The 13,737-nt window shown below is 34.0% G+C and carries 11 protein-coding genes and 1 pseudogene; 5 read left to right on the top strand and 7 right to left on the bottom strand.

Translation table 11 applies throughout. From position 1 onward, the window contains the following. Positions 1 to 85 precede the first annotated feature (85 nt). Genes ACZM4J_RS02340 through ACZM4J_RS02330 form a run of 3 tightly spaced genes read left to right on the top strand, consistent with a single transcriptional unit; the run spans position 86 to position 1,299 of the window. Complete coding sequence (locus ACZM4J_RS02340; RefSeq protein ID WP_022165763.1) at positions 86 to 445, top strand: PadR family transcriptional regulator; 360 nt, start codon at positions 86 to 88, stop codon at positions 443 to 445. Next, positions 435 to 797 (top strand): DUF6120 family protein, encoded by a 363-nt coding sequence (locus ACZM4J_RS02335; protein WP_412335111.1) that lies wholly within the window; start codon positions 435 to 437, stop codon positions 795 to 797. Before ACZM4J_RS02340 ends, ACZM4J_RS02335 begins: the two co-directional genes overlap by 11 nt. 28 nt (positions 798 to 825) lie before the next feature. Further along, positions 826 to 1,299 (top strand): hypothetical protein, encoded by a 474-nt coding sequence (locus tag ACZM4J_RS02330; protein ID WP_022165761.1) that lies wholly within the window; start codon positions 826 to 828, stop codon positions 1,297 to 1,299. 176 nt (positions 1,300 to 1,475) lie between these two features. On the opposite strand, the gene ACZM4J_RS02325 is transcribed toward ACZM4J_RS02330, so the two are convergent. The 7 genes and pseudogenes from ACZM4J_RS02325 to gatC form a co-directional block, all read right to left on the bottom strand. Next, a complete protein-coding gene (locus tag ACZM4J_RS02325) occupies positions 1,476 to 2,657 on the bottom strand; it encodes an FKBP-type peptidyl-prolyl cis-trans isomerase (RefSeq protein WP_489485538.1) in 1,182 nt (393 codons plus the stop codon). 246 nt (positions 2,658 to 2,903) lie between these two features. Further along, a pseudogene (locus tag ACZM4J_RS02320) lies at positions 2,904 to 3,770 on the bottom strand (phosphoribosylaminoimidazolesuccinocarboxamide synthase); the annotation flags it as partial. Positions 3,771 to 3,924: 154 nt separating this feature from the next. Continuing rightward, on the bottom strand, positions 3,925 to 5,355 hold the full coding sequence (gene purB / locus ACZM4J_RS02315) for an adenylosuccinate lyase (RefSeq protein WP_022165759.1): 1,431 nt from the start codon (positions 5,353 to 5,355) through the stop codon (positions 3,925 to 3,927). A 121-nt stretch (positions 5,356 to 5,476) separates the two neighbouring features. After that, positions 5,477 to 6,919, bottom strand: a complete 1,443-nt coding sequence (gene purF, locus ACZM4J_RS02310; RefSeq protein WP_199521859.1) for an amidophosphoribosyltransferase — start codon at positions 6,917 to 6,919, stop codon at positions 5,477 to 5,479. Positions 6,920 to 7,115: 196 nt separating this feature from the next. Further along, the gene (gene gatB, locus ACZM4J_RS02305) at positions 7,116 to 8,588 is read right to left on the bottom strand and encodes an Asp-tRNA(Asn)/Glu-tRNA(Gln) amidotransferase subunit GatB (protein ID WP_367113880.1); all 1,473 of its coding nucleotides are present in this window, start codon (positions 8,586 to 8,588) and stop codon (positions 7,116 to 7,118) included. Continuing rightward, positions 8,561 to 10,033: an Asp-tRNA(Asn)/Glu-tRNA(Gln) amidotransferase subunit GatA gene (gene gatA / locus ACZM4J_RS02300; RefSeq protein WP_022165756.1), complete on the bottom strand. Its 1,473-nt coding sequence runs from the start codon at positions 10,031 to 10,033 to the stop codon at positions 8,561 to 8,563. Before gatA ends, gatB begins: the two co-directional genes overlap by 28 nt. Positions 10,034 to 10,109: 76 nt before the next feature. Then, entirely contained in the window at positions 10,110 to 10,403 is a 294-nt protein-coding gene (gene gatC, locus ACZM4J_RS02295; RefSeq protein ID WP_022165755.1) for an Asp-tRNA(Asn)/Glu-tRNA(Gln) amidotransferase subunit GatC, read from the bottom strand. Between the two features lie 389 nt (positions 10,404 to 10,792). Here gatC and ACZM4J_RS02290 point away from each other — a divergent pair, with 389 nt between their 5' ends. Next, positions 10,793 to 12,709, top strand: a complete 1,917-nt coding sequence (locus tag ACZM4J_RS02290) for a hypothetical protein (protein ID WP_022165754.1) — start codon at positions 10,793 to 10,795, stop codon at positions 12,707 to 12,709. 45 nt (positions 12,710 to 12,754) lie between these two features. Next, positions 12,755 to 13,729 carry a glycosyltransferase family 2 protein gene (locus ACZM4J_RS02285; protein WP_022165753.1) on the top strand — a complete coding sequence of 325 codons (975 nt, stop codon included), beginning with the start codon at positions 12,755 to 12,757 and terminating at the stop codon, positions 13,727 to 13,729. The last annotated feature ends 8 nt before the right edge of the window (positions 13,730 to 13,737 follow it).

The following is a 13,737-nucleotide window of genomic DNA, read 5'->3' as shown; positions in this document are numbered from 1 at the left end:
TAATCACTTTACTTACTTATGTATTTACATTAGTGTGTATGTATATTAAAATGTATACTATACATTTTAATTTAGGAGCACTTGTATGAATATTCGAGATAACTTTAAAAAGGGGTATGTCGAAATGCTTATATTGAATTTTCTTTCAGAAAAGGATTTATATGGGTATGAAATGACACAATTGGTAATAGAACGTGGGGGCGGATATATAAAAATTCCAGAGGGTTCTCTTTATCCAACTTTATATAAACTTGAGGACAAGCATATGATTTCATCATATCAAAAACAAGTTGGTAAGCGTCTAAAACGAATATATTACCACCTTGAAGATCAGGGAGCAGAATATCTTTGCGAACTAATTAAGGAATACTATGCTGTTAATGATTGCATAACAAAAATTTTAGAATTTTCAAAAGGAGCAAAAGTTGAAAACGATGTTGAGTAATACAAAAAAAGTATATATTAAAAATCTCAAAAAAGAATTAAAAATCTCATCTAAATATAAGAGAAATCTATTAAACGATTTAGAAGTTAATGTTAAAAGTTATATGGTTGAACATCCTGAAACTACTTATAACGATTTAGTTGAAATTTTTGGAACACCAGAAGATGTTTCAGAGTCATTTTATGAATCTCTTAGTTCCAACGAAATAAGAAAACAGCAAAAGTTGAAAAAACACATCATTATTATTGCTGTTACAGTTAGTATAATATGTGTTTTTTCTTTTATGCATTACTATCAAAACCTAAACAAAAATTTACCATCCTACACCATTGAGACAATTGATGAATCTTAAAACAAACGATAATAATTAGGAGGGACTTATGAAAAAATCATTTATTTTACTATCACTGATGGTACTATGCGGTGTACTATCTTATACCAATACTTTCGCAAAAGATGTTTATAATTCTTCTTTTTACAGTAAAACTACTGTTCTTCATGAAGATGGTTACATAGTTGCGGAAATAATTACAAACACATCTAAAAGTATAGCTCCGCATTCAGTATCTAAATTTAAAACTGCAACCAAAAAGCTTTCTTACTATACATCCTCAAATAAATTGTTATGGACAATACATTTATCTGGAACCTTCAGTTACAATGGTTCTTCATCTAGTTGTACTAAAGCATCATGTTCTATTAGCAATTTAAACTCTAACTGGTCTGTAAAATCTAAATCGGTTACAAGCTCAAAAAATATTGCCCGTGCCAAAATAACTATGCATCAAAAAGGTGGTGGTAATTTAAGCAAAGAGCTCACCTTAGCATGCGACAAAAATGGTAAATTAAAGTAATTCAAAAATCTCTTTGGTGTTTTATGTTAAACCACTAATAATCCATACTATGGATATATTAGTGGTTTTTATATACACTATTCTTCTAACTCTCTAACACATTTATATATTTTTTAAATACAATAAAAGAGCCACTGAAAAACTTCAATGACTCTTTCATACATTTCATTTCTTGTTTATTTTTTTGTTGTTTCAGCTGCCTTTGTTGTTTCTGTTGAAGCTGCTGTTGTAGAAGCTGCTGTTGTTGTTTCAACTGTTGTAGTTGGAGCTGAGCCCTTCTTTGTCTTAACATTTTCACATATGATATCTCTAACCTTCATTAATAAAATATTAAGTTTAAGAGTATCTTTTACTGTTGATTCTCCGTAGTTCTTTGCTAATGTCTTAACATCTGCTCCGTAGTATTTCTTAGCATATGCATCGCCTTCGCTCTTGTAAATCTTGTCTCCATCAAGACCTTCTTCTTTAGCAATAGCGTAAATTACCATTCTACTCTTGATAGCTTCTTTTGACTGCTTATGCCAATCACTTTCTGACATGCTGCATGCTTCTAAGTATGTCTTAATGTCTTTAATACCGTATGATGAATACTGAGCTACAATCTGTGATTCAGCCTGTGATTCGTACTGTGTTAACTGTTCCTTATTGTATTCTGAAACCTTACAGTCAGCAACATAATCCTGCCATAAGCCGTTCATAATCTTGTTGTACTTTAATTCTTTTTTCTGATATTCTTTGTAAGCCTTAACTGTTGTCAACTTGTCTGATGAATAGTTTGTCTTAACAAATTCGTCATTTAATTCAGGTGGGTTTGTTTTCTGTAAAGCTGTAATCTTGTATGTAAACCATACTGACTTACCAGCCAACTTAACTTTCTTACTATTAACTGTTGTCGTTCCTGTGTAGTTTGAAGGGAAATTTAACTTCTTAGTAAATGTATCTCCAACCTTGTGTCCTTTAAGTGCATCAACAAAACCATCAATCATCTTGCTTCCACCAACTGTCTTAGCTGACATATCTGCTACCTGATCTGTTGCTGAGCCACCGTCAAATGCTACCTTCTTACCTTTTGATTCAATCTTTCCTGTATAATTAAATACTACAGATGAATCCTTCTTAACAGAACCTTTTTTAATCTTTTCTGTTGTCTTATGTGATGATAAATCCTGATCAATTGTCTGCTGTAATTCACTGTCTGTAACCTTAATATCATCTTCGTAAGCTGTTAATCCTTTGTATTCAGCTAACTTAATTGAGCCTAAATCTGTCTTTACTGTTCCTGATGTTGTGCTACCACAACCTACAAGACCTAATGCCATAGTTGCTGATAATGCAACTGCTAAAATCTTCTTATACATCTTATATTTTTTCTCCTCTTCTATTTTTTGTGTTAAAAGCAAAATCAGTCGTACGCCCTAACACGCATACAACTGATTCTATCACAATAACCTTATTATTTAAAGTCTATTTTCAAAAAACGTTTTAATTCACAAAATTATCACACTTTTTTACTTTTGAAATTAGGAAGTTCTATTTAAACTTATATCCCCTTTTACCTGATAATCTGTATAAAACTATTTTCAAAATAATTTCCAAACAAAATTTTAAACTAATTTCTTGCCTGTAATCTTTTCATAACCTTCTAAATAAATAGCAATTGTTTTATCTTCTACTTCTTTTGGAAGTGTCCAGTTATGATTGTCGTTTGCTTTTAACCAGTCACGTGCAAACTGTTTGTCAAATGATGGCTGACCATGTCCAGGTTCATAAACATCTGCAGGCCAGAATCTTGAGCTGTCAGGTGTAAGCATTTCATCACCGATTACGATGTTTCCATTTTCATCAAGACCAAATTCAAACTTTGTATCTGCAATAATAATTCCACGTTCTAATGCATAGTCTGCACACTTCTTATAAAGAGCAATTGTATATTCTTTTAATTTTGCAGCATATTCTTCACCCTTACCTGGGAACTGTTTTTCTAAAACTTTAATGCTTTCTTCATAAGAAATATTTTCATCATGATCACCAATTTCTGCCTTTGTTGAAGGTGTGTAAATTGGTTCAGGAAGCTTATCTGATTCTTTTAAGCCCTCAGGAAGTTTGATTCCGCAAACTGTTCCATTTTCCTGATAGCTTGCCCAACCGCTACCTGTAATATATCCACGAACGATACATTCGATTGGAAGCATTTCAAGTTTCTTACACATCATGCTGTTTCCATCAAATTTTGGCTGTCTGAAAAATTCAGGCATATCGTTTACGTCTACTGAAATCATGTGGTTAGGAACGATATCTTCTGTCATGTCAAACCAGAACTTTGACATCTGTGTAAGAACTGTACCCTTCTTTTCAATTACATTTTTTAAAATTACATCAAAGCAACTAATTCTGTCAGTTGCTACCATAATTAAGCTGTCTCCGTTGTCATAGATTTCTCTTACTTTTCCTTCTTTAATTGGCTTCATCTTTTTCCTCTCCTTTACACTCTCATTCGCCGAAGGTAACTATTGTCGAAAGCACGCTCCCGCTGCCAAACACTGGTAGCAGTTCTATCAAGCCAGCTACGCTGCCTTAATGAACCGACCGCGTTAGAGCACTTTCTCCAATAGCTTACCTTTGGATTTACACGTTTATTTCTGCACTTAATCCTAAGATGTCTTTATTTGCATCTAAGATTGGATTTATTTCTTCTGCTAAGAATTCATCTACCTGTTCAGGTGAACGTCCTACATACTTGCTTGGATCCATTGTTTTCTGAAGATCTTCAAGTGACATATTAAATGCGTCATCATTTGCAATAAGTTCAAGTAAGTTGTTATCAAGACCTTTCTGCTTAACGTTTGCTCCGGCTTCCATTGAAAGTTCACGAATCTTTTCGTGTAATTCCTGTCTGTCCCCGCCAGCTTTTACAGCATCCATCATAATATTTTCTGTTGCCATAAATGGAAGTTCGCTCATAAGTCTCTTTTCAATAACCTTATCGTATACAACCAAACCGTCTACTACGTTAAGATATAAATCTAAAATTCCATCAATTGCAAGGAATGATTCAGGCACGCTAAGTCTCTTGTTTGCTGAGTCATCTAATGTTCTTTCAAACCACTGTGTAGCTGATGTAATGGCTGGATTTAATGCTGTAACCATTACATAATTTGCAAGTGATGCAATTCTTTCGCTTCTCATAGGATTTCTCTTGTAAGCCATTGCTGATGAACCAATCTGATTCTTTTCAAATGGTTCTTCAATTTCCTTTAAGTGCTGTAATAATCTAATGTCATTAGAGAATTTGTGGGCACTTGCTGCAATACCTGCTAAGATGTTAAGCACTCTTGTATCCATCTTTCTTGAATATGTCTGACCTGATACAGGGAAGCACTTATCAAATCCCATTTTGTTTGCAATTTTCTTTTCAAGTTCTTTGATTTTTTCATGATCACCTTCGAAAAGTTCTAAGAAACTAGCCTGTGTTCCTGTAGTTCCCTTACTTCCAAGAAGCATCATGTTATCTAAAATATAATCTAAATCATCTAAATCTAATTTTAATTCCATAAGCCATAATGTAGCTCTTTTACCTACTGTTGTTGGCTGAGCAGGCTGGAAATGTGTAAATGCTAAAGTTGGCTGTGATTTATACTTGTCAGCAAACTTTGCAAGTTCATTTATAACATTAATTAATTTCTTACGAACTAACTTAAGACCTTCTGTCATAATGATAATATCAGTGTTATCCCCAACGTAACATGATGTTGCACCAAGATGAATAATACCTTTTGCCTTTGGGCACTGCTGTCCGTAAGCATAAACGTGTGACATTACATCGTGACGAACTAATTTTTCTCTTTCTTTTGCAACATCATAATTAATGTCTTCAGCGTGAGCTTTTAATTCATCAATCTGTTCCTGTGTAATGTTAAGTCCAAGTTCCATCTCTGATTCAGCAAGTGCAATCCATAACTTTCTCCATGTTTTAAACTTCATGTCAGGTGAAAAAATGTACTGCATTTCCTTACTTGCGTATCTTTCTGACAATGGGCTGTTATATCTGTCGTTCATAAAAACCTCCTTGATTTTTAAATAGTTTGTATATATTAAATTTCTTTAATACCGAATAAATATTTGTCTGTGCCGGCTGATTTACAAATCAGCTTAAGCCTTATATTTTAGTAAATATATTTTATTTCTTATATTCACCACGAATATCTTCCTTAGGTGGTTCAAGGGGATATTTTCCTGTAAAACATCCCATACATATTTCCTGTCCTCTTGAAAGTTCCTTCAAGCGTTCCACTTTAAGGTAACCTAAAGAATCTGCTCCAATAACATCATTGATTTCTTCAACTGTTCTGTTATGAGCTATTAACTGTTCCTTAGAAGGAATATCTGTTCCAAAATAACATTCGCTAATAAATGGTGGAGAGCTTATTCTCATATGTACTTCTGTAGCACCTGCTTCTCTTACCATCTGTACAATTCTATCACTTGTAGTTCCTCGTACAATTGAGTCATCAATCATAATAACTCTCTTGCCCTTAACTACTTCTTTTAACACGTTAAGTTTTACACGAACACTTGACTCACGACTCTTTTGCTGTGGCTTAATAAATGTTCTTCCAACATAACTGTTCTTTACAAAAGCTGTTCCGTAAGGAATTCCTGCCTGCATTGCATATCCCATTGCAGCAACATTACCTGATTCAGGTACACCTACAACAATATCAGCATCTACAGGGCTGTCCATTGCTAAAAATTTACCTGCCATAATTCTTGAATCGTAAACACTTACTCCATCAAAGTAACTGTCAGGTCTTGCAAAATAAATATATTCAAATATGCATCTTGCCTGATCTTCCGGCTTAACACAAAGTGATTTGTCTGACTTAATACCGTTTTCGTCGATAGTTACAACTTCTCCCGGTTCTACATCTCTAACAAATTCTGCATCAATTGTGTCAAGTGCACAGGACTCAGATGCCAAGATATAAGCATTGTCTCTTTTTCCAATACATAATGGCTTAAATCCGTATGGATCTCTGGCGCCGATTAATTTTCTTGGACTTGAAACTACCAATGCATATGCACCTTTTAATTTTTTCATTGCATTTACAACTGCTTCTTCTGCTGTTTTACTTTTGATTCTTTCTCTTGCTACTAAATAAGCAATAACTTCAGAATCAATAGTAGTCTGGAAAATAGCACCTGTATAAGCTAACTCATCTCTAAGTTCATTAGCGTTAATTAAGTTACCATTATGTGCCATCATTAATGTACCTTTTACATAATTAATAACTAATGGCTGTGCGTTGCTAATTACACTGTCTCCGGCTGTAGAATATCTAACATGTCCTACACCGATATTGCCCTTTAGACTTTGAATCTTTTCCTGATCAAACACTTCATTTACAAGGCCCATTCCCTTATATAAGTCTACTTTTCTTGGACCACTGGTATCTGATACAGCAATACCACAACTTTCCTGTCCTCTGTGCTGTAGTGCAAAAAGACCATAGTATATGGAAGAAGCCACGTCATTTCCGTCAAAGTCATACATTCCAAACACACCACATTCTTCGTGTAATGCATCAGGTTCCCAACTCATACTTACATCTCTCTGATTCATTATAATCTCCCTTGAAAATAAAAAAATGAAGGTAAAAATGAAAACATATATTATATGTATTTTTTCATTTTCCTCCTTCATATTAAAATTCGCTATTGTGACATTTAGAAAAAAACGCCACGCGTACATTATAAAACGAAGAAAAGAGAAAATCAACACAGATTTTCTCTTTCCGACACTTTATTACTTTATTTAACTAAATAAGTTCTTTTAATAATTTGTTTACAACACCTGGATTTGCTTTGCCCTGTGTTGCCTTCATTGTCTGACCAACTAAAGCTCCAATAGCTTTTCCTTTTCCTGAACGGACATCCTCTACTGCCTTAGGATTTTCTTCGATTACTTTTTTAACGATTTCTCTTAAAGCATCCTCGTCATTATCCTGTTTCATACCATGTTCTTCAACATATTTTTCAGGATCAACATCTGACTTGAACATTTCTTCAAAGACTTCCTTAGCAGCACCACGGTTAATTACGCTATCTTCAATTAACTTAATTAATTTTGAAAGGTTGGCTGCTGAGAACTTAATCTGGTCAGGATCAATTGACTCTTCCTTGCAAAGTCTCATTGTTTCACCCATAATCCAGTTACTAACTTCTTTTGGTTTATTTCCAAGAGCAACTGTCTCTTCAAATAAATCTGCAAGTGGCTTGTACTGTGTAATAATATCTGCGTCATATTCAGGAAGTTCAAATTCCTCAATGTATCTTGCCATCTTTTCGTCTCTAAATTCAGGCTCACGTGATTTTACTTCCTGTAACCATTCTTCACTGATTATAACAGGTACTAAATCAGGATCAGGGAAGTATCTGTAATCCTGTGCATCTTCTTTTGAACGCATAGCGTAAGAATACTCTTTTGTATCATCCCAACGTCTTGTTTCCTGAATTACTTCCTTACCAGCTTCTATTAAGTCAATCTGTCTTTCTCTTTCGTTTTCTATAGCTCTTGCAATTGCCTTAAATGAGTTAAGGTTCTTCATTTCAGTTCTTGTACCAAATTCACTGGCACCAACTTCTCTTACTGAAAGGTTTACGTCAGCTCTCATTGAGCCTTCGTTAAGCTTACAGTCAGAAGCTCCAAGGTACTGAATAATCATACGCAATTTTTCAAGATATGCTACTACTTCGTCAGCACTTCTCATGTCAGGTTCTGACACGATTTCAATAAGTGGCACACCTGAACGGTTTAAGTCCACTAATGAACAATCGTAAAAGTCATCATGGACTAACTTACCTGCATCTTCTTCCATATGAATTTCATGAATTCTAACCTGCTTTTTCTCACCATCATCACCTTTGATTTCAACATATCCATTAGTACAAATTGGTTTGTATAACTGTGAAATCTGATAGTTCTGTGGATTGTCAGGATAAAAATAATTCTTTCTATCAAACTTCCCGTTTCTTGTAATGTCGCAGTTTGTAGCAAGTCCAACTGCCATTGCATATTCTACTACCTGTTTATTTAATACAGGAAGTGAACCCGGCATACCTGTACAAACAGGGCATGTATGTGTATTTGGTGCTCCACCAAACTCTGTTGAACAGGAGCAGAAAATTTTTGTTTTTGTTGCTAATTCCACATGAACTTCAAGTCCTATGACTGTCTCGTACGCTTTTTCCATTGCTGCTCCTCCTAATCTCTGTTCTTTGCTACTTTGCATCTTTCATAGTCTCTTGACTGTTCATATGCATAAGCTGCTCTGATAATATTATTTTCTTTGAAACAATCTCCAATAATCTGCATGCCAATTGGAAGTCCCTTACTGTCTGTTCCACAAGGAACACTGATTCCCGGAAGCCCTGCTAAGTTTACTGAAATTGTATAAATGTCACCTAGATACATCTGAATTGGATCCGATAAGCTCTCACCAAGTTTTGGTGCTGTTGTTGGAGCTGCAGGTCCAATAATAACATCATATTTTGCAAAAGCTTCATCAAATGCCTTCTTAATTAAAGCCTTTGTTCTTAATGCTTTTAGATAATATGCATCATAATATCCTGAACTTAATACGAAAGAACCAAGCATAATACGTCTCTTAACTTCCGCACCAAAGCCTTCGGAACGTGTTTTCTTGTACATGTTGTGTAGTCCTTCGTACTCAGGTGTACGATAACCGTATTTTACACCATCAAATCTTGCAAGGTTTGAGCTTGCTTCTGCTGCTGCGATAACGTAATATGCAGGAATTGCATAATCTATTAAATCTAAGTCAAATTCTTCAACAACAGCTCCCTTTTCTTCAAGAACTTTTACACCATTAAGAATTGCTTCTTTAACTTCGCTGTTAAGACCTTCACCAAAATAGCCCTTTGGAATACCAATCTTTAAACCTTTTACATCATCTACCAAGGCACTTGTAAAATCATATGATTCTCTTTTTACTGATGTAGAATCTTTTGGATCATAGCTTGCTATTGTCTCTAAAATTGTTGCACAGTCTGTAACATCCTTTGCAACTGGTCCAATCTGATCAAGTGATGAACCGTAAGCAATAAGACCGTATCTTGATACTGTACCATATGTTGGCTTAATACCTGTTACACCACAAAATGAACTTGGCTGTCTAATTGATCCACCTGTGTCTGAACCAAGGGCATATGAACATTCTTCTGCTGCAACGGCTGCACAGCTACCACCTGATGAACCACCTGGTACATGTTCATTGTTCCAAGGATTTTTTGTTACCCCGTAATGAGAAGTTTCTGTTGTACTACCCATTGCGAACTCATCCATATTAGTCTTTCCTATTATAATGGCTCCTGCTTTTTCCAAATTCAAAACAGCCTCAGCTGTGTATGTTGGATTAAAGTTTTCTAATATTTTTGAACTACATGTTGTTAAGACTCCTTCTGTACACATGTTGTCCTTTATTGCCACAGGCACACCTGCTAAAGGTCCTGTAAGCTCTCCTGCATCTATTTTTGCCTGAACTTCCTTTGCTTTAGCCAATACTTTTTCTTTTTCTAATACAGTCACATAACTGTTTATATCGCTTTCCACTGCTTCAATCTGTGCAAAAGCATCAAGAACGGCATCTTCAACTTTCACTTCACCGCTTTTGATTTTTTTACCTAATTGAACAGCTGTAAGATTCATTAAACTCATATTTGTTCCTTTCGATAAATTGTAATAACTATTCTAAAACTTATTTATTAAATAATTTTTATTATCTTCCTTATTATTAATCAAATGTTTTTGGTACAACAAATGCGCCATTTTTTTCTTCCGGTGCATTCTTTAATATATTCTCCCTGTCATCACCATTAGTTACAACATCTTCTCTGAAAACATTGTTTACAGGGAATACGTGACTCATAGGTTCAACGTTGCTTGTATCAAGTTCATTAAGTTTGTCAATGTAATCAAGCATTTTTCCCATATCTTCTTTTGCTTTTTCTTTTTCCTCGTCGGACAATTCAAGCTTCGCTAAAATACCAACATATTCAATTGTTTCGTCTGAAATAACGTTAGCCATTGAAACCTCCTTCTATTTTAATACCTCTGTTTTGGGTAAAATTTACATATAGTCTATATTTTACATAAAAACAATGCAAAAATCAATTAGCTACAAAATATAACTAATATTCTTCACAATATACTTAAAAAATATTTCCATTAAGTGTTATTATCACTACTATTGACTTTTTATTACAACTATCTTATACTTTTTTTGTTATTTATTTATACCTATTTAATATTGATTATTTCCTATTATAATACGTTTAAAAAAATAACATTTGACTTAAGCAAAATTACTTAATATTTTTTCATCAGGTGTTTGCAAATATTTATATATCTGCAAACCCTTTTAATGCTGTCAAAAAACAATTTAATATTTTTATAACACGAAAGGATTTATAGCATATGAAAAGTTTTCTTAAAAACATGTCTGATAGAGATGTAAAGATACTGATTTACGCTGTTTTTGCAATAACAACTGTTTTCTTTGCCTCAACACTATCACTTCCGTATGTACTTGATGAAACAGGTACAGTTGCCAATACAGCTTTTATGGCAGGAGATGATTGGAGTTTTTGTGTACAAACAATGGGAGGTTTTTATTACAAATATGCATTCTCTGCATTATATTATCCTATTTATATTGCATTCAGAAGCAATCCCGTTTATATGTACAAGGCAATGATATCATTTAACATGCTTATTATGAGCTTTATACCTGTTATTTCATATCATATTTGCAGAAAACATTTAAAAATGGAATCAAAAATACAGGCATTATTAATATCCGTACCAGCTGTTGGTATTTCTTCAATTTGGTTATATGCAATGTATGCCCGTTGTGATGTTATGCTTATATTTTTACCATGGCCAATTTTACTTGTAATATTAGAATTATCTTCAACAACAAGTAAGGCCGTTAGAAATACTCTTTCAGCAGTGTTGGCATTTGTGACAGTATATGCTTATATGACACATACAAGGGGTGTCGTTTTAATTATTGCGGCATTTATGACTGTAGTTTTAATTTCTGCAGTTTACAAACACAAAACAGTTAATTATTTTATATACGTTCCTGTCTCAGGAGTTTTAATGGTTATTGACAAATTCCTGGCCGCTTTCTTTAAAAATGGCGTTTATGGAATTTATGGTACAAGACATGGTAGCATTGATGTAATCGACATGGAAACTCTTGGCAAGTTATTTACACTTAAGGGCATGTTAATCGAACTTAAATTAGTTGCCGGCTGGTTATTTAACCTTTTTGCCTCAACTATGGGACTTGTTATCATTGGCTTCTTTGCAGCATTAATAATATTATTTATTAATTTGAAAAAAGCTAACAGAGGCAAAAATATAAGTGAAACTATTTTATCTTTATTTTCCGCTTTATGCTTAATGGGAACTTTTGCGCTGGGAGCATTATTCTTCTTCCCAAGTGCATACGAACTATTTACAGGAGTTGAACTTAAACGAGCTGACCGTATTGTTTTCGGCCGTTACACAGTTGGTGCTGTGGGACTTATAGTTTTAGTTGCCCTTTATTCTTTAGTTATAAAGAAGGGAATTATTATTAAGTGGAAGGCTAAAGTTTTAGCTGTAGTGTCTTACGTTTTAGTATTTGTTTATTTTATAAAGAAAGTTAGTCCTGTTTTGGCTACTGTTCCAAAAACAAATACAAGATACTTCATTTCATTAACAAAGTTCTTCAACGTGGAAGACGGAATCACAACCGGTACTTACCCACAGATGCCGGAAGCTTTCACAAAAGCAGGCTTCCTATCATTAGGTTTGTTACTTGTAATATTAATACTTACAAGTATTAACAAAATACAGGTTATTTACAGCGCTACTGTTTTAATATTTGTTCTCTCTGCTCTTAACTACAGATATGTAACTTCAGAAGTTAGAGGTGGACGTGATGAATTAGTATATGAAAGAACTCACAACATCATTGACTATATTGCAGAAATTGATGAAAAAACAAACGTGTCAGAAAAATATCCTGATATTTTCTTCCACAATAGTGGATATTTGGTTAAAACATATCAATTTGGTCTTCCACAGTTTAATATAGGAACATTAAAATATTTACGTGACGACAAGAAGCAGAAGGAATTTATTGTTATATGTGATAAAGCCAGTGTTAATATTGCTATTGAGAACGCTAATGATATTTACGGCGACAATGATAAGTTCTATACTTTTAATACATTTAAGAATATTGTAGGTGTTCCTGATACAATTTTTGTAAAAGGAAAAAATTTAGCTAAATTTTTAAAGAGCAAAGGTTACGCTCTTTCAGAATATAAGGTACAATAGATTTAAAGTACAGTAGAATATAACAATACAGTAAGGAGATTTGAAATGAAATTAATTATTCAGGTACCATGTTATAACGAAGCAGAGACTCTGGAAATTGCGCTTAATGATTTACCAAAGCACATTGACGGAATTGATGAGATTGAATACCTCATTATTAATGACGGTAGTGCCGATAACACTGTGGAAGTTGCAAAAAAATGGGGTGTTCACTATGTAGTAAACTTTAAACAGAACAAGGGCTTAGCCAAAGGATTTATGGCAGGTCTTGATGCATGTTTGCGAAACGGTGCAGATATTATCGTTAATACTGATGCCGACAACCAGTATAACGGTGATGACATTGAAAAATTAGTAAGACCTATTTTAGATGAAAAGGCAGATATTGTTATTGGTGAAAGACCTATTGATAACACAGCTCACTTTTCTCCTCTTAAGAAGAAATTACAACACTTTGGAAGCTGGACTGTTCGTGTAGCTTCTAAATCAGACATACCTGATGCTCCAAGTGGTTTTAGAGCATACAGCAGAGAAGCTGCTTTAAGATTAAATGTTGTAAATGAATACACATACACACTTGAAACTATTGTCCAGGCAGGAAGAACTAAGATGGCAATGACATCTGTTCCTATTAGAACAAACCCTGAACTTAGAAAATCACGTTTGTTCAGCAGTATGTTTGGATATGTAAAAAGATCTATGGTAACTATTGTCCGTTCATTTATGATGTACAAGCCATTAAAATTCTTTGGAATCATTGGAGGCATCCTTTTCGCATTAGGACTTGCACTTGGAATCAGATTCCTTGTATATTATGGCATGGGTGCAGGTAGCGGACATGTTCAGTCACTTATTTTAGCAAGCACATTTTTACTTATGGGTGTACAAACATTTATTATTGCACTCCAGGCAGACATTATTGCTGCTAACCGCAAGATTTTAGAAGATGTTCAGTACCATGTAAGAAAAATCGACTATGATAATGATGCTAAAAACAAAGAAGACAAAGAAAGCAAATAGGAGTAATC

The sequence above is a fragment of the Eubacterium sp. genome (genome assembly GCF_057858645.1).
Note: the sequence above shows the minus strand (reverse complement) of the source record. Positions and strands in the feature narration are given on the sequence as shown.